Origin of the sequence: Acinetobacter sp. YH12063 (assembly GCF_013419715.1) — a bacterium.
Classification (GTDB): domain Bacteria; phylum Pseudomonadota; class Gammaproteobacteria; order Pseudomonadales; family Moraxellaceae; genus Acinetobacter; species Acinetobacter amyesii.
Genome location: NZ_VOZO01000006.1, coordinates 163503 through 188908, shown reverse-complemented (window position 1 = coordinate 188908; position 25406 = coordinate 163503). Strand labels below are relative to the sequence as shown.

The 25406-nt window shown below is 42.0% G+C and carries 27 protein-coding genes; 13 read left to right on the top strand and 14 right to left on the bottom strand.

Annotated elements, in window-relative coordinates:
• Position 1 precedes the first annotated feature (1 nt).
• On the bottom strand, positions 2-472 hold the full coding sequence (locus tag FTU12_RS08470) for a Holliday junction resolvase-like protein (protein WP_078192492.1): 471 nt from the start codon (positions 470-472) through the stop codon (positions 2-4).
• 132 nt (positions 473-604) lie between these two features.
• Here FTU12_RS08470 and FTU12_RS08465 point away from each other — a divergent pair, with 132 nt between their 5' ends.
• The 6 genes from FTU12_RS08465 to FTU12_RS08440 all read left to right on the top strand — a co-directional run bounded on the left by FTU12_RS08465 (position 605) and on the right by FTU12_RS08440 (position 6488).
• On the top strand, positions 605-1249 hold the full coding sequence (locus FTU12_RS08465) for a ParA family protein (protein WP_180093040.1): 645 nt from the start codon (positions 605-607) through the stop codon (positions 1247-1249).
• Positions 1250-1399: 150 nt separating this feature from the next.
• Positions 1400-2521, top strand: a complete 1122-nt coding sequence (locus tag FTU12_RS08460) for an AI-2E family transporter (RefSeq protein ID WP_180021676.1) — start codon at positions 1400-1402, stop codon at positions 2519-2521.
• 116 nt (positions 2522-2637) lie between these two features.
• Entirely contained in the window at positions 2638-3186 is a 549-nt protein-coding gene (gene sodC / locus FTU12_RS08455) for a superoxide dismutase family protein (protein WP_180114170.1), read from the top strand.
• Between the two features lie 124 nt (positions 3187-3310).
• Complete coding sequence (yccS, locus tag FTU12_RS08450) at positions 3311-5461, top strand: YccS family putative transporter (protein WP_373684143.1); 2151 nt, start codon at positions 3311-3313, stop codon at positions 5459-5461.
• A gap of 15 nt (positions 5462-5476) precedes the next feature.
• A complete protein-coding gene (locus FTU12_RS08445) occupies positions 5477-6046 on the top strand; it encodes a hypothetical protein (RefSeq protein WP_180114169.1) in 570 nt (189 codons plus the stop codon).
• A 142-nt stretch (positions 6047-6188) separates the two neighbouring features.
• Positions 6189-6488, top strand: coding sequence for a DUF3817 domain-containing protein (locus FTU12_RS08440; protein WP_078189335.1), 300 nt, complete (start codon positions 6189-6191; stop codon positions 6486-6488).
• A 79-nt stretch (positions 6489-6567) separates the two neighbouring features.
• Here FTU12_RS08440 and FTU12_RS08435 read toward each other — a convergent pair whose 3' ends face one another.
• The 4 genes from FTU12_RS08435 to FTU12_RS08420 form a co-directional block, all read right to left on the bottom strand.
• A complete protein-coding gene (locus FTU12_RS08435; protein WP_180114168.1) occupies positions 6568-7797 on the bottom strand; it encodes an MFS transporter in 1230 nt (409 codons plus the stop codon).
• A gap of 250 nt (positions 7798-8047) precedes the next feature.
• Positions 8048-8929: a pirin family protein gene (locus FTU12_RS08430; RefSeq protein ID WP_180114208.1), complete on the bottom strand. Its 882-nt coding sequence runs from the start codon at positions 8927-8929 to the stop codon at positions 8048-8050.
• Between the two features lie 344 nt (positions 8930-9273).
• Positions 9274-9645, bottom strand: a complete 372-nt coding sequence (locus tag FTU12_RS08425) for a hypothetical protein (protein ID WP_180114167.1) — start codon at positions 9643-9645, stop codon at positions 9274-9276.
• A gap of 191 nt (positions 9646-9836) precedes the next feature.
• Positions 9837-11246 (bottom strand): FAD-binding oxidoreductase, encoded by a 1410-nt coding sequence (locus tag FTU12_RS08420; RefSeq protein WP_078189543.1) that lies wholly within the window; start codon positions 11244-11246, stop codon positions 9837-9839.
• Positions 11247-11619: 373 nt separating this feature from the next.
• Here FTU12_RS08420 and serA point away from each other — a divergent pair, with 373 nt between their 5' ends.
• The 3 genes from serA (at position 11620) to FTU12_RS08405 (ending at position 14950) form a co-directional block, all read left to right on the top strand.
• Positions 11620-12852: a phosphoglycerate dehydrogenase gene (serA, locus tag FTU12_RS08415; protein ID WP_180021554.1), complete on the top strand. Its 1233-nt coding sequence runs from the start codon at positions 11620-11622 to the stop codon at positions 12850-12852.
• Between the two features lie 117 nt (positions 12853-12969).
• Complete coding sequence (locus tag FTU12_RS08410) at positions 12970-13839, top strand: EamA family transporter (protein WP_180114166.1); 870 nt, start codon at positions 12970-12972, stop codon at positions 13837-13839.
• Between the two features lie 241 nt (positions 13840-14080).
• Positions 14081-14950: a DMT family transporter gene (locus tag FTU12_RS08405; protein WP_180114165.1), complete on the top strand. Its 870-nt coding sequence runs from the start codon at positions 14081-14083 to the stop codon at positions 14948-14950.
• Positions 14951-15101: 151 nt separating this feature from the next.
• On the opposite strand, the gene FTU12_RS08400 is transcribed toward FTU12_RS08405, so the two are convergent.
• From FTU12_RS08400 to truB, 3 genes are all read right to left on the bottom strand, one after another.
• On the bottom strand, positions 15102-15563 hold the full coding sequence (locus tag FTU12_RS08400) for a hemerythrin domain-containing protein (RefSeq protein ID WP_078192502.1): 462 nt from the start codon (positions 15561-15563) through the stop codon (positions 15102-15104).
• Positions 15564-15698: 135 nt separating this feature from the next.
• Positions 15699-16472: a TSUP family transporter gene (locus FTU12_RS08395; RefSeq protein WP_180114164.1), complete on the bottom strand. Its 774-nt coding sequence runs from the start codon at positions 16470-16472 to the stop codon at positions 15699-15701.
• Between the two features lie 26 nt (positions 16473-16498).
• Complete coding sequence (gene truB / locus FTU12_RS08390) at positions 16499-17407, bottom strand: tRNA pseudouridine(55) synthase TruB (RefSeq protein WP_180114163.1); 909 nt, start codon at positions 17405-17407, stop codon at positions 16499-16501.
• A 153-nt stretch (positions 17408-17560) separates the two neighbouring features.
• Between truB and FTU12_RS08385 the strand changes: the two genes are divergently transcribed.
• From FTU12_RS08385 to FTU12_RS08370, 4 genes are all read left to right on the top strand, one after another.
• Positions 17561-18589 (top strand): lipase secretion chaperone, encoded by a 1029-nt coding sequence (locus FTU12_RS08385; RefSeq protein WP_180114162.1) that lies wholly within the window; start codon positions 17561-17563, stop codon positions 18587-18589.
• A gap of 45 nt (positions 18590-18634) precedes the next feature.
• A complete protein-coding gene (locus tag FTU12_RS08380) occupies positions 18635-19612 on the top strand; it encodes a triacylglycerol lipase (RefSeq protein ID WP_257227300.1) in 978 nt (325 codons plus the stop codon).
• A 366-nt stretch (positions 19613-19978) separates the two neighbouring features.
• Positions 19979-20989, top strand: coding sequence for a triacylglycerol lipase (locus FTU12_RS08375; RefSeq protein WP_180114160.1), 1011 nt, complete (start codon positions 19979-19981; stop codon positions 20987-20989).
• Between the two features lie 202 nt (positions 20990-21191).
• On the top strand, positions 21192-22157 hold the full coding sequence (locus tag FTU12_RS08370; protein WP_180114159.1) for a triacylglycerol lipase: 966 nt from the start codon (positions 21192-21194) through the stop codon (positions 22155-22157).
• A gap of 61 nt (positions 22158-22218) precedes the next feature.
• On the opposite strand, the gene rplS is transcribed toward FTU12_RS08370, so the two are convergent.
• The 6 genes from rplS to FTU12_RS08340 form a co-directional block, all read right to left on the bottom strand.
• Positions 22219-22590, bottom strand: a complete 372-nt coding sequence (rplS, locus tag FTU12_RS08365; RefSeq protein WP_078189351.1) for a 50S ribosomal protein L19 — start codon at positions 22588-22590, stop codon at positions 22219-22221.
• A gap of 138 nt (positions 22591-22728) precedes the next feature.
• Positions 22729-23469: a tRNA (guanosine(37)-N1)-methyltransferase TrmD gene (gene trmD, locus FTU12_RS08360; protein WP_180062827.1), complete on the bottom strand. Its 741-nt coding sequence runs from the start codon at positions 23467-23469 to the stop codon at positions 22729-22731.
• A gap of 42 nt (positions 23470-23511) precedes the next feature.
• On the bottom strand, positions 23512-24060 hold the full coding sequence (rimM, locus tag FTU12_RS08355) for a ribosome maturation factor RimM (protein ID WP_078189353.1): 549 nt from the start codon (positions 24058-24060) through the stop codon (positions 23512-23514).
• Between the two features lie 17 nt (positions 24061-24077).
• Positions 24078-24335 carry a 30S ribosomal protein S16 gene (gene rpsP, locus FTU12_RS08350; RefSeq protein WP_078189354.1) on the bottom strand — a complete coding sequence of 86 codons (258 nt, stop codon included), beginning with the start codon at positions 24333-24335 and terminating at the stop codon, positions 24078-24080.
• 144 nt (positions 24336-24479) lie between these two features.
• Positions 24480-24935: a type IV pilin protein gene (locus FTU12_RS08345; protein ID WP_180062884.1), complete on the bottom strand. Its 456-nt coding sequence runs from the start codon at positions 24933-24935 to the stop codon at positions 24480-24482.
• A gap of 5 nt (positions 24936-24940) precedes the next feature.
• Positions 24941-25396 (bottom strand): type IV pilin protein, encoded by a 456-nt coding sequence (locus FTU12_RS08340; RefSeq protein WP_180114158.1) that lies wholly within the window; start codon positions 25394-25396, stop codon positions 24941-24943.
• Positions 25397-25406 lie beyond the last annotated feature (10 nt).

Here is a 25406-nt window from a genome sequence, read left to right as displayed (position 1 = left end):
CTTAAATATGCTCAAAATCAATTCGGATAGTTTCAAAACGCACTCGCCCTTCGGCAATGGCTTGAGCAATCGCTTGTTGCCCTTTGGTCAAACGTGCGCCACCACTTTTAATATCAATCAGCACCACTTCGATGTCTTCAGCGAGTCCATCACCATCACGAAAGTCGGTATAGCCATCAAAAACCACATAATCGATCGGGTCACCGAGAAACTTTGCATCGCTAGGTAAATATTGAAATTCGGGCATGATCGGCGCCATTTGTTCGGCCATTTTGCCTTTTAAAACAGCACGACTGGTATTTACACTGCGTTTTTGTGCATGGGCCAAGGCCTGCTGATGTTCCAATTCTAGTTCTGCAATATATTGCTCGTATTCTGCCTTAATCCTTCCATTGCGACTGCCACTTAAAATTAAGGTGGTCAGTACAATCCCAATACACGCGCCAATGAGCATGGCCATCCAGACAGACATTTAAAATTCCTAATCTTTTTAATACATTACAGCGAAACCTATAGGAAAAACTTAGACTTTGGTTCTTTGTCATATTCTCCGCATTAAACAATGATATGCTAGGGATGAGCAGAATAAAATCTATTTAGGTCGATGAAAACGATATTAATTGCCAATCAAAAAGGTGGTTGTGGCAAAACCATCACAGCAATCAGTTTAGCCTCTGCACTTGCGCAAAAAGGTTATAAAGTGGCCTTGGCAGATGCTGACAATCAAAAGTCTGCACGTCAATGGCTCAAACAACGCCCAGAGACTGCCGCCCCAATTCAGAGCCTAGATTGGCGTCATGAAAAGTCGATTGGTGATGTGCCGAAAGGGATTGAATATCTAATTATCGATGCTCCAGGTGCGTTATCGGGTGAACATGCAGATCAGTTGGTCAGTGAAGCTCATGCCATCATTACCCCGCTACAACCGTCTTTCTTCGACATAGACTCGACCCGTCGTTTTTTAAAGCATTTGCAAGAAATTAAACGGATTCGTAAAGGTAAAGTCCAAATCCTATTGTTGGCCAATCGCGTCAAACCCAATTCTGCTCATTCCAAAGAAATTCAAGATTTTTTCAATAAAGTTGAACAACAGCCCATTGCTTGGATTTCTGAACGTACCGCTTATGGTCAACTTGCCATGCAAGGTCTTTCGGTTTTTGATAAAACGCAAAAATTGTACCTCGGTATGCAACAACAATGGCAACCTGTGCTCAATGCCATTATTGAAGACGAAGCCGAGTGGTTTTAACCCATCATTCCACATTTTGCTGATATAAAGGCCAATCTTGCAAGGATCTAGCCTGAAAGATATTCACCATAAGTTAACAAGCTCTCGTTTTCGGGAGCTTTTTTTTCGGTTAAGATTGAACACAACATGATGAAAAAATCAGAGCACGCATTGCCAACGTTCGCACCTACATTACAAAAAGTCTTATTGTTCGGATTATTTTTTATCCTGATTTTTTTGAGCTTTAGCGTACTCAAATACTTTATTGTGCCCGTTGTTTGGGCAGCGATTATTGCTTATATGACTTGGCCACTGTATCAATCGGTGCATCGTTTTTGTGGCAATCGTGCAAATCTAAGTGCGGCGCTGATGATCTTACTGGTGGTGCTCGTGGTGGGTCTGCCGGTGATTTTTGCGATCTTCTTGCTACAACATGAAGGCCGTAACTTGTATTTTGAATTACAAAAGCAAGTTTTCTCTGGTCATGTCAATGTGCCTGATTTTATTCGCCAACTGCCGTTTATTGGTAAAGAAGTCAGTCGTACCCTACATGAGCTGAACAATGACCCAAACAGTATTATTCAATCAGTACAAATTTGGATTCAGGGGCATTTGAACTACGGTAAAGTTTTGGTCGGCGAAGTCAGTAAAAATATCTTTAAGCTGTGTTTTGCCGTGATGTCTTTATTTTTCTTCTATCGTGATGGTCAAACCATTTTAAGTCAGGTCAGTAAAGCCCTCGAAATGGTCATTGGGCCACGTATTCATCATTATCTTGCCACTATTTCGGATACTACACGTGCCGTAGTGTATGGCATCGGTCTCACCGCCATTGCCCAAGCTTTACTTGCCGGTGTGAGCTATTTTGTCGCCGATGTGCCTAACCCAATGTTATTAACCATCATTACCTTCATGTTGGCACTGATTCCGTTTGGCCCACCAATTTCATATACCGCTGTGTCGTTGTGGTTATTTTCACAAGGTCAAACCATTGAAGCAATTGGCGTCATGGCTTGGGGTGTTTGTATCGTGAGTACGGCTGATAACGTGATTCGTCCATTAGTGATTTCAGGGGCAACGCAGATTCCATTCTTATTAATCATGTTCGGTGTTTTGGGTGGGATCGCCAGTTTCGGTCTTGTCGGTTTATTTATCGGTCCAGTGATCTTGGCTGTATTGTTAGCCATTTGGCGTGAATGGTTGCATGAAACCCAAATTGAACCCGTCATGATGCCCAAAGCAACATTGGCACATGACTTAGACAATATGGATGATAAGCCTGAACAACCTTAATTCAGGCTTGAATTCATTAAACAAATATTACAATCAAATACTTAAATTATCTGTCATCCTGTATCCGCATCTGTTTCAATGGTTGAAATTCCATAAAAACAGACAGGATGCCAAACATGTCTTCACTATTTAAATTCGACGCGCTTGCTGCGGTCAGTGCCCTGATGTTTACAGGCTGTGCAAGTACCTCGACTTCAACAGGTCTGAATGCAACAACCGTGACGGTCAATGCCGTGACTGCTCAAGGTATTGGTCAAAGCATCGGTCAAATTAACTTGGTTGATAGCCCTGCTGGCTTGGTTATTCATACCAATTTAACCCAGCTTCCTCCGGGTCCACACGGTTTCCATATTCATGAAAAAGGTTCTTGTGCCCCAGCTGAAAAAGATGGAAAAGCGGGTGCTGCACTCGCTGCGGGTGGTCACTTTAACCCTAAAGCGGCACCTCACCACGGTACACCGTTAACCGGTCACATGGGTGACTTACCGATCCTTCAAGTTCAAACGGATGGCACAGCAAAAGTGAATTTAATTGCACCACGCTTGAAATTGGCGGATGTACAAGGCTTAGCCATCATGGTCCATGCTGGTGGTGATAATTACTCAGATGACCCTAAACCTCTAGGCGGTGGCGGTGACCGTATTGCCTGTGGTGTGATTCAATAATCGACCTTGCACATAGATTTGAATAAGCGGACTTTAAGTCCGCTTTTCTATTGAATAAAAATTGACAGTTCACAGAAAAAAGCTCAGTCTAATTTACAAAATCATTCGAATACTTCATAACTCTGTGAACACGCGACTCTCTTGGTTTCAACAGTTTCAATCCAGTGCAATCATTATGTATTGCCTGCAAATTTGTATTGTTTTGAGTGGCACCACGCTCGGATTATATTTTCTCGGTTTTCATAGTTTTATTGTGCCCGTCACCTTAGGTGCGATTGCCACTGCACTCACCGACTTTGATGACCGACTCAGCATCCGACTGCGTAATTTGCTCTATGTCTGCGTACTCTTCTTTAGTGTCAGTAGTATTTTAGATTTTCTCTATCCCTATAAGCTGCTGTTTATCTTGTATCTTTCACTGTCCAGTGCAGGATTTATTTTATTGGGGGCTTTGGGGCAACGCTATGCCACGATATCTTTTGGCACGATTTTACTATCGATTTATACCATGTTCGGCTTGGGCGAATATGAGACCTGGTATTTTCAACCCAGTTGCTTTGTTCTAGGGGCTTTATGGTATGGCTTCACCTCAATTCTCTTTTACTTGATTAAACCCACCCTACCCGTACAAGACAATCTCTCGCGTTGTTTTTTACAAATCGCCGAAGTACTGAATGCAAAAGCACGCTTATTTGACCCAGATAATGTCGACAATGTGGAACACTTACTATATGAATTATCACTCAAAAACAGTGATGTCATCCCAAGTTTAAACACGACCAAAGCTTCTTTACTCACCCGTTTAAAAGCCTCAAGAGCCAATAAAAACACCATCTACTGGCTGAATTTATATTTCTTGGCACAAGATATTCACGAACAGGCCAGTGCGAATTATTTACACTATGAACAAATTCATCAAAATTTTAGCCGTACCGATTTAATTTTCCGTTTTCAAAAAAATATTCGATTACAAGCACAGGCTTGCCAACAGTTGGCCAACTGCATTTTGCATCGACAGCCCTATCAGCCTGATCCCATTACTGCGCAAGCACTGGCACATTTGCATGCCTCTTTGCAGGAGTGGATGGCCAATAATCCGCAAAATATAGAAGTGAAAAATCTACAGCTGATCTTGAGTAATTTGGACAGTGTGCAAGAACGTTTTTCGCATGTGCAGGATTTAGATCATTCACAGCAACAGGCCTATCAGCAGCATATCGACAACCTCAATTTACTCGACGACGACATTCACGGCTGGCATGATTTATGGCTCAAACTGAAACAGCATTTGAGTCCTGAGTCTGCCTTATTTCGCCATGCCGTTCGCATCGCTTTTGTCTTTGCGATGGGCTACGCCATTTCCCTCTTGCCGTTTGCCAAAAATGGCTACTGGATTTTATTGACCAGTTTATTTGTCTGTCAGATGCGTTATTTTGCGACCAAAAGTCGTTTAAAAATGCGGACTTTGGGAACCATATTAGGGGTCTTACTTGGCATTCCTATTTTGTATTTTGTGCCGAGTGTCGAAGGTCAATTACTACTGACAATTATTTTTGGCGTGTGCTTTTTCTATCTGAGTGCCAAAAAATATGCCATGGCGACTCTCATGGCAACCTTAATGGTCTTGCTGATTTTTAATTTAAAAGGCGCTGGTTATGCGGTCATTTTACCGCGTATCGTTGATACCCTACTCGGCTGTTTTATTGCATGGTTCGCAGTGAATGTGATCTGGCCAGATTGGGACTTTCGCAATATTTCCAAGACCATTCAAAAAAGCTCTGCTGCGACCCTGCATTATTTTGATGCCGTGGTTGAGCAATATCTCCATGGGAAAACCAATAGCATTGCTTATCGGCGTGCCCGTCGTTCAGCCCATAATGCTCAAACTGAACTGTCGAGCATGATTTCTAGTTTAAGTACTGAACCTGATCCTGACCAGAACTTAATACAACACGCATTTCGCTATTTGGTCTATAGCCATAGTCAACTTAGTTATATTTCTGCGTTGGGGAGCCACCGTGAACAGGTACAAGACCAACAAGTCCTTGAACTGCTGCAATGGTGTCAAAGCACCCTAGACGACGTCTTAATTCAGCAAAAACCGCTCAACCCTGAGAAAATTCAGCAAAAACTTTTCGAAATTCAAACACTCAGCACTGAAGAAATGCGGTCTAATCACCTACAACTGGTGCTCAAGCAAATCAGTTTATTATTAGAAACATTAGCCGAACTGATTCAGCTTCGAACACAGCTGATTCAGGCGGAAATTAAATAAAATCATTCGAGACTCATGATGAAAATGCTTAGTTTAGGTTTTAGACGCCTTATATTACCTACGATTGTGGCGACCTCATGTTTAGCTGCGTCTTCTGTTTTTGCAGCACCGACAGCACAAGATTTGAAGCGTATTTTGGAATGTCAGGCCGATTACGACACCTACCATGACACTTTGCTCGATTATGAAAAGGCTCTGGGGCAATTGGGCTGGAAACGCCATGATGACCCACATCAACCGTTTATTTATATCTATAAAAATACGCAAGCTGTTGAATTTTTTGGCATGCCGACCCAAGAAATTGGCCTGTCTTCCAATGCAGTATTCGCGATCTATCGACAAGCCGATGTGAAAAAACTTGCCCAAAAATATGGCATTGAGCAGCATCCAATGTTTGCCAATATGCCATTTTTCCGTGGTGAAAAAATCCTACGTACGGAAACTGAAACAGATGATCTGCATGCCATCAATCACAAACTAAGCCTGTCTGAAATGACCGGAAAAAGCCCGATGATTTTACTCGGCTGTAACTATGAATTTGATCAGGGTTCGATTGAAGATGCCTTAACGGATCTAGAAGGTTAATCCGAGCAGACGACTCAGAATTAACTTTAAATACATCAACTTAGATTCAATATGCGGATCAATTATTTCAACGGGAATGCTTCGTTCCTGCAGTGCTTTCAGGTACACTCAAGGCTGAAATCACTTTGAATTTAGACTTCGCATGAATATCAAGACCTTACGCTTTGTGGGCCTACTCGAAGGCATCTCCTTTTTATTATTATTGTTCATTGCTATGCCAATGAAGTACCTGATGGATAATCCAATATTGGTCAAATACGTCGGTATGGGACATGGCGTCTTGTTTATTGCCTTCTTGGTGGTGCTATTTGTGGTCTGTGAAAAGCAAAAATGGTCGCTCAGTGTATTTCTAATGGGCCTGATTGCATCGATTTTGCCTTTTGGCCCGTTCATTTTCGATCGCAAATTAAAAAATGCAGAACAACCGGCAACATCAAATTAAGACTGTTTAAAGAAAATAAAAAAGCCCAATTTTGTTCTACACAGCATTGGGCTTTTTCTATGATGGCATGAACTCGAATTTAAAATTCACCCGTCAATTTACGTTGTCGCATAATATCTCGCACCACCAAGCGTGGTAGGCTGAACCACAAGATAATGAGGGTAAAGCCTGCCAAACTATAGGCCCAAAGGCCAAAATTTTCATACAGCACGCGAACAATTTCGATCACGGCAAAGAACGTCAGCATCATGATTACAGACACTGCCGCAGCCACTGTGCCCTTCGACATTTCAGACGACATTAAGGCAAAACGATAGAGCACAGAAAAGCTAATCCCTTCACCAAAACTGACCAAACTCATGCCGAGAATGAGAAAGGTCAGAAAATAACTTTCAGTCATCGTCCCAATCACCACGAGGCTCGTTCCGAGTAACATCAGCGGTAGCCCGATCATCACAGACTGACCTAGAGGCAATTTGTCGATGATTTTAATCAGGACAATATTACCGATGATCAGCCCGCCCAAAACAGGAAACTGTGCCATGCCATATTGCATGCTACTCAGTCCTAGCTGCTCCACCAATATCACCGGAGATAGCGCAATCCACAGCATCAGTGGCATTGCCACCATCGGTAGGCCCAGTGTCAGTGCCAAAAAGCGTTTATTTTTTAACACCTGTTTAAAGTCATCAATGATATAGCCCACCGGTTGCTTTGGAATGCTGATGTGCTGAGCCGGCATCTTGGCCTTTAAACCAAACCAACTCAGAAAAGATAGAAATGCGATTCCTATAAAGCCCCAATGCCATGACACGTGATCAATCATAAAGGCACCGAGGACGGGACCGATCAGTGGCGCTAGTAGTGAAATATTCGCCATGATCGCCATGACTTTGATGGCATCACGCTCTTCAAAAGTTTCCTGAACAGCGGCATAGCCCACGGCTGAAATGACCGATAAACCGAAACCTTGTAAAAAACGCAACGTTAAAAAGCTTTCGATATTATGGGTGAGCAATATCGCTAAACAGCATAAGCTAAAGAATGCTACACCACCCAACAGGACTTTTTTACGGCCTAATCGGTCTGACAAAGGCCCTAATATCGCAGCGACACAGGCACCTCCCAATAAGTAAAATGACATCGACGAGGGTGCCCATGCACTACTCACGCCAAACTCTTGGGTAATCGCAAGCATGGCGGGTTGGACTAAGTCGTTGCCGATATAGACAGAAAATTCAAATAAAACCAGTGCCAAGGGAAACATTAAGGTGGCACGACTTAATTTTGTGGTTTGTACGTTTTGCATTGTTATCTACATATCAAATGTGTGCTGTCGAGCTTGAAATGACAAATAGGGAGAGACACTTCAGCCCAATGACGAGCACTGTAATATTAATTTTAAAAATGAATTTGCGGCATATCCGCCATATGTGCGTCGTATTCACAAGACGCTAGATAGAGATAAAATGAACTTCAACGAACCGATCTGTCGGTTTGAGTCCGACTATTTTAACAGTGTTTGCTGGCGTTGTATTGGTCTTTTTATCTAGCCACTTTTATGGCTTTTCATTGTCTGCTTTTTGGATAAAGCGACCTTGTTTTAGGTCCTCATAGGCTTGCATGACTTCTGCAAAATGATTCATCACAAAATAACCTCGCCCATAGATGGGTTCATTTAAAGGCTGCGCCGATAAATACAACATGTGGCTATCTTCAACTGCCGTCAATTCGACATTTTCACCTTGGCTCGACATAACTGCCATATGCTGTGCATTTAATAGTTCATCCGTTTCATTAAATTTCAGCTTGCCCGAACGTAAATACACAAGCGTGGTATCCCCTTCCTGTGCAGGCAGGGTGATGCTTTGATTGGCTCTGACAAAGACATCAAATACTTGCATAGGCGTATGTGTTTCTGCGGGGCCGTGGGCTGTTAAATAATGACCTGCAATGACCCGTACACAACCTGCATCTTGGGCTAAATCGACCTTTGGAATACTGGCTTTGGCTAAGCTCTGATAGCGTGCAGGATTCATTTTATCTTTGGCAGGCAGATTGACCCAAAGTTGCAAAATTTCAAATGCGCCGCCCCGCTGTGCAAAGGCGTGGCTAAAAACTTCTTCGTGCTGAATGCCTGAAGCAGCAGTCATCCACTGCACATCGCCCTCACCAATGACGCCACCGCCGCCAGTCGTATCATGATGTTCAAGTTCGCCTTTAAACACCAAGGTGACGGTTTCAAAGCCTCGATGTGGATGTTCCAACACGCCTTTTTTCAGTTGGGTTGGTTTCAGCACTCCAGGCCCTAAATGATCGAGCAATAAAAAAGGCGAAACGGTATTCCCCAATTCATAATGGGAAAATACTGAAGTCACTGGGGCAAAGTCACCTACAGCTGAGCCTGAGTCATTGACGTGAATAAAAGCGAGGGTTTTCATCATAAATTTGAAATCTGATCATGATTTGAATTCGGTTTTATATTATTAAAAACTATACGAACTCACGAGAAAATTTTTAGGATTAAATATTCTATGTTTAGGATGAAAATTAAGATACGCGGAAACTCATCCGCAACTGTCCGAGTCAGGACACATTCAATATGTAAAGTTTCTGCGACCTACACAATTGAAGATGGTATTTGACGAGTTTTGCGGATGAAAGATGGTTTTGCTACTTTTGCCGAAACAAAAGTAGATACGAGCTCCAATCATCGAATTTAAAATGAAAGGACCCCGTCATGCTGAATATTTAATAAGAAATTTAGACCTTAACTTTTTATAATTTAAGGACACTTCGCTGCTTGGAAAGTCTTGGTATTTTTACCACGCTGGCACTGATATTCCTTTTGCGTATTTACACGCTCCCAGTCACCATCCACCAATCTAAAACTATAAATAGTACGAACCGATTTCACCGAATCATCCATCAAACCCGTTTCAGTCACTTTCACCTGCCCCGCATTTGGCGACTCAACACGGTTAAAATACTGACGAATTTCCACAGTCGACAGTTCTTTACGCAAATCAGGACGTTCTTTTAATACCTGATCGAGTGGCGTAGCAGAATAACCGACTTTAGACACAATTTTCTGCGTTGTCGCACAACCCGCCAACATCCCCACACACAATGCAGACACAGCAATTAAACGATACATAGAACCAACTCAAATTTATTATTCAGACCTATCATGCCGAACATTTGTCCAAAACACTATTTAAGCAATGTAAAAGAAGTAGTCCATTCCACAAAATCAATGTGCTGTTTCTCATCCATAGGCGGCTAAAAAGTCGTGCTATAGCCATAAAAAACGCATCCGAAGATGCGTTTTCAATCGTCTTTAAAAAATTAAAGATCGAACAATTTACCTGGGTTCATAATCGCATTTGGATCGAATACTTTTTTCAATGCTTTCATATATTCGATTTCTTCTGCTGAACGTGTGTAATCGAGGTAAGGCTTTTTGGTCATACCCACGCCATGTTCTGCAGAAATTGAACCGTCATATTTTTTCACAGTTTCAAATACGTATTTGTTCACCACTTGGCATTTTGCAAAGAATTCATCTTTACTTAAATCCGCAGGTTTCAAAATATTTAGGTGCAAGTTACCGTCACCAATATGACCGAACCAGCAAATTTCAAAGTCTGGGTAGTTCGCTTCCACAATTGCATCAATTTCTTTAATAAATGCAGGTACATGCGTAATCAGTACTGAAATGTCATTTTTGTATGGAGTGAACGGTGCGATTGACTCAGAAATGTCTTCACGTAAACGCCATAAGCTGTGTACTTGGTCTAAGCTTTGGCTCATCACGCCATCCAGTACCCAACCTTGTTCCATGCAATGTTCAAAGATTTCCATTGCCGCATCCATGATCGGTTCAAATGGTGCTTCAAACTCAAGTAAAACATAGAACGGACATGGTGTTTCAAATGGACGTTGTACATGACCATTGTCCAATACTTTTTGCATTGCAAGCTCACCAAAGAACTCAAATGCAGTCAGGTCGATTTTCTTTTGGAAGGCATGTAGAACAGGCATAATCGCATCAAAATCAGGCACACCGAGAACCAACACTTGTAAGTCATGGGGTTGACGTTCAAGTTTGATTTCAGCTTCAGTCACTAAACCTAGCGTACCTTCACCACCAATAAATAAGTGTTGAAGCGCATAACCCGTCGCATTTTTGATCATGCCTTTGTTCAAGCGCAGGATGTCACCTTTACCAGTAACCACAGTCATGCCCAACACCCAGTTACGAGTCATGCCGTATTTAATCACTTTAATACCACCCGCATTGGTACCAATGTTGCCGCCAATTTGAGATGAACCTGAAGATGCAAAATCAACTGGATAGTACATGCCTTGTTCTTCAGCATAGTTCTGAAGTTGTTCAGTCACTACACCTGCTTGTACGCGAACCATACGGTCAGCTGGAAAGAATTCCAAGATTTGATTCATCTTGTCCATGCTCACCACGATTTCACCGTTAGCAGCCACAGCACCTGCTGATAAACCTGTACGACCGCCACTTGGGGTAATCGCGACATTAAATTGGTTTGCCAGCTTAACAATTTGTTGAACTTGCTCTGTGCTTGAAGGGAAAACGACGACCGACGGGTTTGGATCGAAGTGCTTAGTATGGTCACGACCCCAATTTTGGAGACTATCCGCATCTGTTTTAATACGGCTTTCGCCAACAATAGCGGTCAATTGGGTCAATAACTCTGGGGTTAAAGCGACTGGAGCATTCATCGTTTTCAGACCTTGCAAGAAGTAAACAAGTTTTTTTAAAGGTCCAGACTTCATTCAGTCAAAACTGCGGTAACGCATATTTCAAGGGAAAAAGCCTGAAACAGAGCGCATCAAAATGTCAGGGAATTGGTCATGATGATTTTGAGCGGCACCATTATAAGCTATAACTGGGCTTTTTTTGACAAAACCCAAAGAAAAACGTGATTTCAAAATGTCACGAGGAATATGACCAAGTTAATTAGACCAAATCTAAAAAATATTGACTCATCATTCGCCAAAATAGCCATGACGTCGGTCATAAAGGAAATGTATATCAGGCGACTTCCTATGCTATTATATGCGCACTAAATTTGGCCTTTGTAGCGGAGCCGTAATGAGCCAACATCTTTCTTTACCTAAAGATAAAATTCGTTTCTTGTTGTTAGAAGGCGTTCACCAAAACGCAATCGACACTCTAAATGCTGCTGGATACACCAACATTGACTACCGTAAAACTGCGCTTGAGGGTGAAGCGTTGAAAGAAGCGGTTAAAGATGCTCACTTCATTGGTATTCGTTCACGTACTCAATTAACTGAAGAAGTTTTTGAAGCGGCGAACAAACTGATTGCTGTGGGTTGTTTCTGTATCGGTACAAACCAAGTGAACTTAAATGCTGCAATGATTCGCGGTATTCCAGTATTTAACGCACCATACTCAAATACTCGTTCAGTTGCTGAACTAGTTCTTGCTGAAGCGATTCTATTACTTCGTGGTGTTCCTGCAAAATCTGCTTCAACTCACCGTGGTGGTTGGAACAAGTCTGCAGTCGGTTCATTTGAAACTCGTGGTAAAACTTTAGGTATTGTTGGTTACGGTTCGATTGGCTCGCAACTTTCTGTACTTGCTGAAAGTTTAGGTATGCACGTAATTTATTACGATGCTGTAACTAAACTTCCAATGGGTAATGCACGTCAAGTCGGTTCTATGGGTGAACTTCTTGCCAATGCAGACGTGGTTTCTTTACACGTTCCTGACGTTCCATCTACACGTAACTTCTTCGGTAAAGAGCAATTTGCTCAAATGAAAGAAGGCGCAATCTTCCTCAATGCTGCACGTGGTACATGTGTCATCATTGAAGATCTTGCTGATGCAATCAAATCTGGTCATATTGCTGGTGCGGCTGTAGACGTATTCCCTAAAGAACCTAAAGCAAACGGTGAAGAATTCGTTTCTCCACTTCGTGGCTTAGACAACGTGATTTTGACTCCTCACGTGGGTGGTTCAACAATGGAAGCGCAAGCGAACATCGGTCTTGAGGTTGCTGAAAAATTCGTTGCTTACTCTGATAAAGGTATGACTTTATCTGCAGTGAACTTCCCAGAAATCGCGTTACCGTTGACTGAAGGCAAACACCGTTTACTTCATATCCACAAAAACGTGCCAGGCGTGCTTTCAAAAATCAACAACTTGTTTGCTGAACACGGTATCAACATCTCTGGTCAGTCTTTAATGACCAAAGGCGATGTGGGTTATCTTGTGATGGACGTTGATGCAACTGCATCTAAAGAAGCTTTGGATACTCTTCACGAAGTTGAAGGTACCATCCGCGTTCGCGTATTGTTCTAATTTAATTAGACACTGAAGCCACAGCCTTCGGGCTGTGGTTTTTTTATTGTAGTAGACTTTTAAAATCTGGCTTTTGCCAATCTCCCGCTATTCGAGTCATCGAAACAAATTTAGTCTATGCCAAATTTTAAAATTACCCCTGCTCTACAAGCACCACTGATCTTGCTTATTGCAATGATCAGTATGCAAAGCAGTGGTTCGTTCGCTAAGTACCTGTTTGGTCAGTTTCCCATCCTGACCGTATCCGCGATGCGTTTACTGCTTGGTGCATTAATCTTGGCGATTATCTTTAAAATTTGGCAAATCAATTTTAAACAAGTCAAATGGTCTGCAATTATCAGCTATGGCTGTGCACTTGCAGGCATGAATATGCTGTTTTACTTGTCCATTGATCGCCTACCTCTCGGCATTGCCGTGTCTTTTGAATTTATTGGCCCTTTAAGTGTTGCACTATTGGCAGCAAGACGAAAATTCGACTTCGTCTGGGTCGGCCTTGCAATTCTAGGCCTAATTTTGCTGTTTCCATTTGATCAAGCAGCACAACGTCTTGACCCAATTGGGATCTTGCTTGCCCTCGGTGCAGGTGCGTGTTGGGCACTCTATATCGTGGCAGGTCAAAAACCATCAGGGGTCTCAGGCAATCATACCGTTTGCTTAGGCATGTTCGTCGGCATGTGTGTTCTGATGCCCATCGCAATCTTTGCAGGTATGCCGGCACAGGCGTTTGAGCCAAGTAGTCTGCTGTATTTTATTGCACTTTCGACCCTAGCCAGTGCTTTACCTTTTACTCTAGAAATGATTGCGCTCCGCAATTTAACGGCGCTCAGTTTCGGAACGCTCATGAGCCTAGAACCTGCAATTGCAGCACTCTCTGGTTTTGTCTTCTTAAATGAACAATTACTTTGGACCCAGTGGTTAGCCCTGGCTGTCATCATCTGTGCCTCGATTGGTTGTACCTATACCACGCAAAAAGCCAAAGTCATTTAAATTCAAAATATGTTCCCATGACAATGGATGAACTACATGAATCTCAGACTCAATTTTTTGAATTCAAATTGAATCATGACGTGCTCAGTCCTGCTCTTACATCAGCCGAACCTTAGAATTTTAAATTCAAAATCCATCATGATTTGATCAAATGTTAAAATTCACTCAATTGTTAGCATTAACCGCTATACTGTACTGATTCAAAAATAGGGCTCAACACCGCCCAACAACTGTGTGCCGCATGCCAAATTCACAACTTCTTGCTGTTGTTTTCATGGTGCTCTCCATGATCTCCTATCAGATCAGTGCTTCATTTGCCAAACAACTGTTTTTGGTACTAGACCCACTGAGCGTGACCATTTTAAGGCTGTGTTTTGCCTCGATTATTATTTGTTTGATGTTCCGCTCTTGGCAGATTTTAAAACGGCTGTCCTTTTTAAAATGGCGTGATCTACTCTGCTATAGCGCAGCCCTGTGCCTGATGAATGTCTTGTTCTATATGTCACTAGGCAAACTCCCTCAAGGGATTGCTGTAGGACTCGAGTTTATTGGGCCGCTAGGTTTGGCGCTGCTGTCGATAAAAAATCGTAGTGACTATATTTGGGTGTTTTTGGCGATCTTAGGGATTGCGTTGATGGTGCCTTGGGGACAAGCCCAGAGTGGTAATTTCTCACTGATTGGTGCGGCGTGTGCCTTGGCTGCCGGACTCTGTTGGGCCTTTTATATTTATTTCGGGCAAAAAGTGGTACACCAAAATATTGGCATGCATGCACTGACCATTGCCATTAGTTTATCGGCATTGACCTTATTACCCATCGGCCTCTATAACAACGCAGCAGCTTTATTGGATACACAATATTGGCCTAAAGCACTATTGATTGCCATTTTAGCCACAGCGATTCCCTATGCCCTAGACCTCAAAGCCTTAAAGATTCTAAGTAAGCTGAGTTATGGCACATTGTCGAGTATCTCACCTGCTTTGGCAGCTATTACGGGTATGGTTTTATTGGGAGAACGTATCGGCATGTGGCAATGGCTCGCTCTGGTGTGCATTATGCTCGCCTCAGTCGGGGTGACGATGCGTTCCTCAAAATCGGAAACAGCCAGCTAACCAACTAAATTTTTAAAGGCAAAATAGTTAAATAAAAATGGCGGGATTGCCGCCATTTTTCAACACCTTGTCTAAGCACTCCTACATCTAAGCTTTTAAATACAAGGCTTTTAAATACAAGGTTCGAAAAAGTCTAGCTTCTATACAGGACTTAACCAGTCAGGCTGTCTTTATCTGCTTTTTTATATTTTTTATACTCGGCTAAATATTGTTTGGCTAAACTTTCCTTTTGTTTTTCATCTAAGATTTTACCCGCTTGCTGAAAAAAGCCATGTTCTTCTTCCTGCAAATGATGATGTACCGTTTCAGATAACTTTTTCGCAATTGCCAACCAACCTGGATTACTAAATTCAGTTTCCGTCAGTTGCTCTAATAATTCATCCATCTCATGATGTTCCGCCAATGCATGACGGGTGATGTTTAGGCCTGAATCAGTCATCATTAACGGGATGTAAAAATAACGATCTTCGCCAACAGCATGAGCAAATAACTCATTTTTGAGCAGCTCAAATAAATCTCGACGCTCAGGTGTATCCCCTGATGTTTGAATGAGTTTTTCAGCAAGTTCACGTTGCTTTTCATGACTTTGGCGTAAAGCTTCAAATATATTCATTGTAGTGATGACCTCTGATGCTTAGCTAATTGTGTATTATGAAATTTAATTATTATCCACAACTCAAACGAGTCGCTTATTTTCATACTAATCATTTCAGCGACAGAATTCAGCAACGCTCTGTTAAGATTTGTTTTAAGCTTGTCCCGTAAAGGTTTGATAACCCAACCGTACAATCAAAATACTCACCAAAATCAAAAATAGAATTCGAATAAAGCCACTACCGTATTTAATTGCCGCACGTACACCAACGATCGAGCCTAAAATATTTGCTACAGCCATCATTAAGCCTATCGCAAATAACACATGGCCAGTGGGCGCAAAAAAACTCAGTGCTGCAAGGTTGGTGGTTAAGTTGGCGACTTTTGACAAGGCAGAGGCATGCAAAAAGTCTGCTTGTAGATAACGAATAAAAAAGAAGATAAAGAAACTGCCCGTGCCAGGCCCAAAGATACCGTCATAAAAACCAATTACCAGACTACCAATAGCGGCAAGACCGAGAATTTTAGGGGTCAGTTCTTGGCGTACATGCATCTGACCAAATTGTTTTTTGGCAAAGGTATAGATCGCAATCACGATCAACATGACCAAAACAAAAGGACGTAAGACTTCTTTAGGAATCATTGATACACAGGCTGCTCCCACAAAGGAGGCAACAAATGCACAGCTTGCAATGACCGCAAGTAATTTCCAACGGAGTTTGACTTGGCGTAAAAAAGAATAGGACGCCGAAGCCGTACCAAAGATCGAAGACAACTTATTGGTTCCAAATACAGTCGCTGGAGATAAGTGCGGCATGGCATTCATAATGGCAGGAATTTGAATCAGTCCGCCACCGCCAACAGCTGCATCAATTGCACCAGCAAAAAATGCAAAAAATAGCAGGCTTAAGATGATTTCAATTTCCATAATTTGGCTTCAGTGGCTGTTAATAACTATTCAAGATTTAATACACGTTTTGGTACTAAGCGCTTACGATCAGTAATTTCCGCTAGACCTAAGCAACGTTCCCCATCAAATACCAAAACCTGCGCTTCCGCAGCATGCTCAATATTACTTTCCATTCCACGACTAAAATATTCAGCTCGACCTTCCGGCGCTTGCACTTTGCAAAAATGATCGACAGGTGAATACACCGGCAGCAATAATGCTTCACGCTCAGCTTCGGTCAGACTCTCTAAATATTCAATGGTAAAGCTTGGGTTAAGATCAAAATGACCTGTTTGAATACGGTGTAGATAGGTTAAATGTCCGTAAGTACCCAATGCTTTGGCAATATCTTCGCCTAATACACGAATATACGTGCCTTTGGAACAGGTGATGTCGAGTGTAATACTATTCTCAGTAAATGATAATAACTCGATGGCATAAATCGAAATTGGACGTGCTTCACGCTCAATTTCTATGCCTTTACGCGCCAACTCGTACAGCGGGCGACCTTCTTTTTTCAGCGCAGAATACATCGGTGGAATTTGTTGAATATCCCCTACAAATTGCGCCAAGACATTTTGAATATTTTCTTCAGTCAATGTTGGAACAGCTTGCTCTAATAGTATTTCACCTTCCACATCACCCGTCGTGGTACTGTGTCCTAAAAAGACCGTGGTTTTATAACGTTTAGTCGAATCCAATAAAAAATGCGAAAACTTTGTTGCTTCACCCAAACAAATCGGCAATAAACCTGAAGCCAGCGGATCAAGCGCACCGGTATGCCCTGCTTTTTGAGCACGAAATAGCCAACGAACCTTCTGTAAGGCTGCATTCGAGCTAATACCTAATGGCTTATTCAAAAGAAATACACCATGTACAGGACGACGTTGGATCTTAGGAGAGGCTTTTTTCATGTCAAAATTTGGCTAATACAGGAACAGCGCAATGGTAACAACCCACCTCTAACGTTTACAACTCTTCTATGTTTTTATCTGCGTTTTATGTCATATTGAGTTCGCATTTAGAACTCTAAAACAATTAAAAACGGAATAAAGGTGCATTGGGATATGCAAAAAAATAAACTTTGGCTCATCATTGCCTTGGTCGTTATCGCTGTTGCTGCATTTATATTTTGGCTGGCGCCAAAAGCATCACAAAATGATCATTCAGATCAATCGATTCAACAACAAAATACGCCTTTAGCTCAGGGCGAAAGCTCTACAGCACAAGCTACAAGCGGTTCTTCACTGCTCAGTCCAAGTCAACAAGACACAGAAGTTAACTGTCAAATCAGTATGGATGGTTCAAATCGTCTGATCGTGAACGAACAAACACGGAATTGTTTTGAATATTTCATCACTCAATATGGTGAAAAGTCGATAGATCAAATCAAAAAGGATTTTAAAGCCTACATTGCACAAGGTCATAAAGAACCGGCGCTGTCCCAAATTTATGATTTGTGGGATCGCTATATGAAATATCGTGAACAATTAGGTAATTTACAGCCACCAAGTGATGATAAAGAATCACCACAATATTATCGCTCGATCTACAGCAGCACACAGAATTTAAGAAAACAGTTCTTTTCTGATTATGAAATTGAAGGTTTATTTGGCAAGGAAAATACCTATCACGAATACACGCTGAAACGTATGGAAGTGGTGAATGACAAAAAACTGTCTGAGTCTGAAAAAGCAAAAAAACTAAAAGCCCTGTTTGATGAACTCCCAGAAGATTGGAAAGAAAATCTGGAACAAATCAATAAACTTGAAGATTTACGCAAACTCACAGCGGACATTAAAGCCCGTGGTGGATCAAGCGAAGAAATCCATCAAATGCGGTTAAATTTAGTTGGTCCAGAAGCCACTCAGCGCCTTGAAAATCTAGACAGCCAGCGCAGCTCTTGGAAATCTAGCGTAAATCAATACCTCACAGAGCGTGACAGTATTGTGAAAAGCAATATGAGTGACAGTGCTAAACAACAAGCAGTACAGCAGCTCCGTAATCAACATTTTAAATCGAAGGAAGATCAGCTCCGCGTTAGTACCTTTGAATCTGTACATGATCAAGGTGGAAAATTACCTTTTGCAGAATAAGTACAAATAACAATTTAAAAATAACTTCAATTTCAGGATGAAATGATGAAAAAACCACAAGCTCTTTTATGCGCAATCATCGCTGCCTCAGCAGCTGCCGCAACCTCACAGTCCCAAGCTGCAGCTGGACTTCAACATGTCACCGCCAATAGCTCGGCAAGCTATGCTAAGACCAAATACCCGATTGTATTTACCCATGGCATGTTCGGGTTTACTCGCATTGGCTTTGACAGCTTTGGCATGGATTATTTTTATCAAATTTTGCCGGATTTAGCCCGCAACGGTGCCAATACCTTTGCTGCCCAAGTTTCTCCGCTAGAGTCGACAGAAGTTCGCGGTGAGCAATTGCTCTCTCAAGTCGAAGAAGTCCTTGCCCTGACCGGACAACCTAAAGTGAACCTCATTGGTCATTCACATGGTGGGCCAACCACACGTTATATTGCAGCGATCAAACCTGAATATGTAGCTTCGGTAACTGGGGTTGCAGGCACTTATCGCGGCTCTCTAGTCGCAGATAAGATCCAAGCCAACAAAACCATTAATTCAGTCTTTGGTGTACTTGGCGATCAACTTTTAGCACCGATTATTACTTGGGCTGAAGGCAACTCGAGTCTCCCTAATAGTGTCGATGCATCACTCACCGCAATCAGTGAAAAAGGTTCTGCTGAATTTAATGCAAAATTTCCAACCGCAGCACTGGCAGCGAACTGCAACGAGTCGGGTGCCAAAGTCGACAATGGCGTGTATTACTACTCATGGACTGGTACGGCCCAAGCCACGAATGTATTAGATGTATTAGATACAGTGATTAGTCAGCTTGCCCCTTTGGCCTATGGAAATCGTGACAATGACGGTTTGGTTGGACGCTGTAGCACCCACATCGGACAAGTAATCCGTGATGACTACAATCACAACCACTTAGATGAAGTGAATATGATCTTTGGCCTACGCAGCCTATTTTCACCTGACCCAGTTGCGCTCTATCGCCAACATGCCAATCGTTTAAAATTACAGGGACTTTAACTCAAAAGTTAGTTCCCTTTCAGCACTGAACAGGACGTCTTTGGACGTCCTTTTTTGTTTACAATTTTTTTATTTGTACGCATTAAACAATTTAATTCAATAAGTTCTTAAATGATAACAACTAAAATAAACGATAAAAATAAAAAACGAATGTATATAAATGTACTTATCACCTCAACGCCGTCCATGTCCTAAAATGACATGGAATTTCAAACCGAGCATGAAAAAATGACAAGGCATCTTTGTCTATTCAAACTCTCTAAAATCAAAGATATGGCCTGACCAATCACAAAGATGTTGCTTAAAAGCAGAGAGTATTTTCATTATTAAAAAGTAATAAAAACAACATCAGATCAAGGAACATTTATGCGATCTTTAGTAAACACGGCCAAGATGGCCTCTGTAGCTGCAGTTGCAGGCTTAGCGATGAGTATTTCGGCAAGCACTCAAGCTGCGCCTAGCGTCCTCCAGGTGAAGGAAACGGCAAAATCTGACTACGCAAAAACCAAATATCCAATTTTAATGGTGCATGGTTGGCTCGGTTGGTCACGTATCGGTACCGACACCATTGGACTGGATTATTGGTACCAAATCTTGCCAGATATGGCACGAAATGGCTCAACCGTATTCGCAGCGCAATTATCTCCTGCAAATACCACAGCACATCGTGGTGAGCAGTTAATTGCACAAGTTGAAGATGTTTTGGCTATTACAGGGAAACCAAAACTTAACTTAATTGGTCACTCTCATGGTGGTCCAACTGTATTGTATGTTGCTCAAACAAAACCACAGTATATTGCGTCTATTACAGGTGTTGCAGGTACCTATCACGGCTCTAAAGTAGCGGATGATATTCAAGGCAACTCACTTTCTCGTACTGCCTTCAATATTTTAGGTGATTATATTGTCGGCCCACTGATTGCTTTAGGTCAGGCAAAACCTGAGCTTGAAATTGATTTCGATGCTTCTATGAAATCATTATCACAAACAGGTTCTGCTGCATTTAACAGTACGGTTGCACAATCTGCTGTAACTGACGGTGTTTTGGCATCTTCAGAAAATTGCAGCAAAAACTTAAAGCAAGTCGACAGCAAAGGCATTCAGTACTATTCATGGACCGGTGTTGCGCAAACCACGAATCTACTTGATATCGACACGATCCTGATGCAACTCGGGCCATTGTCTTATGGCAATAAAGACAATGATGGTATGGTTGCACGTTGTAGTGCTTATATCGGTAAAGTCATTAATGACAGTTACAAACTTAACCATACCGATTTAGCCAATATGATGTTTGGCTTAACAGGGCTATTTGCACAAGATCCTGTGGCGCTGTACCGTCAACATGCAAACCGTTTAAAACTGCAAGGACTTTAATTCTTATCGTTGAAGTTTAAATGCAATAAGGGGGCTTCGGCCCTCTTATTTACTTTTATCAATCTGATAAATCGTGCTCTTTTATTTTGTTACATTTAGCGTCACAGTTAATCTTTTTCAATTTGCAACAGGTGGTCTTTATTGCTTTATTAGAAATGACAATAAATATTGTCATAAAACAATAATACATTGAGGATCGCTCATGAAATACGGACCATTTTTAGCAGGTTTAATTGCAGCTACGTGCATCGGTAATGTATCTGCATCGCAAGCAACCCAAGTCACCGCCAAAGCTAGTTCTAGCTATGCAAAGACCAAATATCCAATCGTATTTAACCATGGTATGGGTGGTTTCATTACCGTTGGTACAGACTCATTTGGACTCGACTATTGGTATCAAATCCTGCCTGATCTTGCCCGCAATGGTGCAAATGTTTGGGCAACGCGCGTATCTCCGTTTAACTCCACCGAAGTACGTGGCGAACAACTTTTACAACAGGTCCTTGAAATCCGAGCACTCACCGGTGCAGATAAAGTGAATTTGATTGGACATAGTCATGGTGGACCAACAATTCGCTATGTTGCCGGTGTTCGCCCAGATGTGGTGGCTTCATTAACCAGTGTTGCAGGACCTCATCAAGGCTCCCCTGTTGCAGACTTAATTTTAAAAGCTGAAGGCACCGCTGTCGAAGCACCCTTGGTTGGAGCTGTGAATTTTGTCTCTAAAGCCATCGTTTGGGCGCAAGGTCTAGATCCAACGACTTACCCTCATGACGCATTGGCAGGTGGTTCAAGTTTAACGCTAGCGGGTTCTGCAAAGTACAATGCCGCATTCCCTCTGGGCTTGCCTAAATCCAATTGTGCAGACGGTAATAGCGTCGAAAAAGGCATTTATAACTATTCATTTACAGGTGTGGGCCAAATCACCAATATTTTAGATTTAGACTCAGCCCTAAAAGTGACTGCATTACTGATCGATGGCGGAAAAGACAATGATGGCCTCGTATCACGCTGTAGTGCCAAGTTTGGTAAAACCATTCGTGATAACTACAACTGGAACCATTTAGATGAAGTCAACCAAGTGCTTGGTCTCAAAGCGTTGTTCGCACCAGATCCTGTCGATGTCTATCGTCAACATGCAAACCGGCTAAAATCTCAAGGTTTATAATTTTCTTTCTCGCATAAAAAATGCGCCAAAAGGCGCATTTTTTACAGCGTTGTAAAACAAATTATTTTGCTTTACGAGCTGGTAATTTTTCACGAATACGTGCAGCTTTACCAGACAATTCACGTAGGTAGTAAAGTTTAGCACGACGAACGTCACCTCGACGTTTCACTTCGATACCAGCAACGATTGGTGAGTGAGTTTGGAATACACGCTCAACACCGAAACCGCTAGAAATTTTACGTACTGTGAACGCAGAGTTCAAACCACGATTTTTCTTAGCAATTACAACACCTTCAAATGCCTGAAGACGTTCACGCTCACCTTCTTTTACTTTAACTTGAACAACTACTGTGTCACCAGGAGCAAAAGCAGGGATGTCTTGTTTCAACTGTGCATTTTCAACAGCTTGTACTAAAGGATGTTTACCGCTCATGGGGTATCTCCGATTATGCGAGTTAGAAGAGGTCTAATCATCGCTGGGGCTAGAGGCTAAAGCGCATAGACCCGATTGACTTTCCCTTTATGCTTGACCGCTTCAATACATAAAGAGCCTAATATAAGATTTAAAAAATTAAACCTTGGAATCTTTTAGCCATTTCTTTTGCTGCTTGGTCAATTCAACTTTTTCAACCAACTCAGGTCGGCGTTCTAAAGTGCGTTGATATCGCTGCAAAAACCGCCATTTCTCAATATTGGCATGATGTCCCGATTTTAATATTTCAGGAACATCTAAACCTTCAAAATGGTCTGGCTTGGTATATTGTGGGCAATCTAAAAGACCATCCACAAATGAGTCTTGCACATGTGATTGCTCATCAGACATTACACCCGGAAGTCTCCGAATCACACTATCTAATAGAACCATCGCAGGGAGTTCACCACCAGATAAAACGTAATCGCCTATTGACCATTCCTGATCAACATATTGTTGGATCAAACGCTCATCTACACCTTCATAACGACCACACAATACAATCAATCCATCATATTTGACGAAATCTTGTACCGCAGGTTCATTTAAAGTCTTTCCTTGCGGCGACATATACACCACAGGGACATGAACAGCACCCGCTTGCTTGGCAAGCTCTTTGGCACGATGAATTGCTTTCGCTAATGGCTCAGCCATCATCACCATACCTGGACCACCACCAAATGGACGTTCATCCACTCTTTTGTAGTTGCCCTCAGCAAATTCGCGTGGATTGATACAATGAACTTGCACAATGTCACGTTTTGCTGCGCGCCCGCTAATACCGTAGGCTGTAATCGCTTCAAACATTTCAGGAAAAAGCGTAATGACTGCAAAAAACATCGCAGACTCCTCTATTTTCCTGCTGCGTCAATCCTTAAAGGATTAATAATCTACGCCCCAATTTACGTAGATACGACCAGCTTCGAGATCAACACGCTGTACCACATCTTTATGCCATGGAATCATTCGCTCTTCGCTATCGACGCTGTCAGCAGTAGCGCGAACTACCATCACGTCGTTAGCACCTGTTTCAAACAATTCGTGGATTTGACCGAGGTTGACTTCTTGTTCATCTTCTCCAAGACCTAACACTGTTAAGCCCTTCAAATCTGACCAGTAGTACTCGTCCACGCCTGCTTGAGGCAGTTGCGATTTAGAGATCCAGATATTTGCGCCAACCAAGTTATCTGCCGCGGTACGATCACTCACACCTTTTAGCGAAACAACCAAGCCTTTGCCATGTGGTTTCCAACGTTTTACATCTACTGTTTGCCAACCTGCTTTGGTCTCAATGTACCAAGGGAGGTAGTCAAAAATATTGCTCATAGGTTCTGTATTGGAATAGACCCAGAGCCACCCATTTAATCCATATGCTGAACGTAGCTGTCCAATCTGAATACGATCTTCGGGAACATTCTGTGTTGGTGTCATGGGTAACCTACTACTAATTAAGCAGTAGCTGCAGCTTTCTTAGCTTCAGCAGCTAAAGAAGCAACACGTTCTGAAGGTTGAGCACCTTGTGAAACCCAGTGAGCAAAACGGTCAGCATCTAAACGAAGTTTTTCTGCTTTACCTTGAGCTGTAGGGTTGAAGAAACCGATACGTTCGATGAAACGACCGTCACGTGCATTACGGCTATCAGTCACAATGATTTGATAGAACGGACGTTTTTTAGCACCACCGCGTGCAAGACGAATAACAACCATGATAGAACCTTATAGTTTTTACGGATTATCCCTGTACCGACCATCGATACATTTCAAACCCCTTTCATAGAGGGCAATATTTTACGTGAAATTTGCCCTGAATGAAAGATCAAAAAGTGTTTATCCACAATTTTGAATTTGAGGTTATTGGTTATACCATGTTGAAGTATCAGAAAGATCAGCAATAGTACACGTTCGGCCTTTGGACCAAAATTTTTGACTTCGGTGATTTAAGCAAATAGAGCCATCATTTTGTTGAGATGCTGCTGCGACCGGCGTTGCAATCAATGTCCAAGTTGTAGGTGTAACATTGGTTAATTGAATGGTATACAAAGCCGAACCTTGACTTGGAATATTTCCAGAATGCTGTAAATCATTTAACGTCATCGGTACTTCAACATTATTTATCAATGGGGCGTAAGAAAAATTCGCAATTTTAAAGCGCTGAATTCGGTTTGCTAGATCAAGCATTTCAGACTGTGCTTCAGCTCTTTTTGTTTTTCTCACGTACTCTTGATAGGAAGGAAAAGCAATAGCAGCAAGTATACCTAAAATTGCAACCACAATCATAAGCTCAATAAGCGTGAAGCCTTTTATCATACGATTCACCATTCTTCACGCCCCGTATTTTCTGTGCCACATGAAATAGATGCTGAATCAATAAGATTAGCTGTTTTATTTTTACACCGTACACCAGTACTTGACATTAAAAAATTGTAATTCTTTGGATCTGTAGCCAACGCTGTAATTAACCACGTCTGACCACCAACACCTGGTACTACTGTAAAATTATATTTTATAGCAGCCCCCGTTGCACCTCTAGGCTGCACATTCATACCAGTTGGTATTACAAAACCTTGATAATTGAAATTTCTAGATTTATGCCGATCTAATGCCATTGCGATTTGTTGTATTTGATCTTGAGCTTGCGTTGCCTGAGACCGACGAATGTACTCTTGATAAGATGGAATTGCGATTGCGGCAAAAATTGCCACAATCACCACCACCACCATCAACTCGATTAACGTGAAGCCTGCTTGAAAAAAGTTTTTTCTTTTCATATCTCACCCA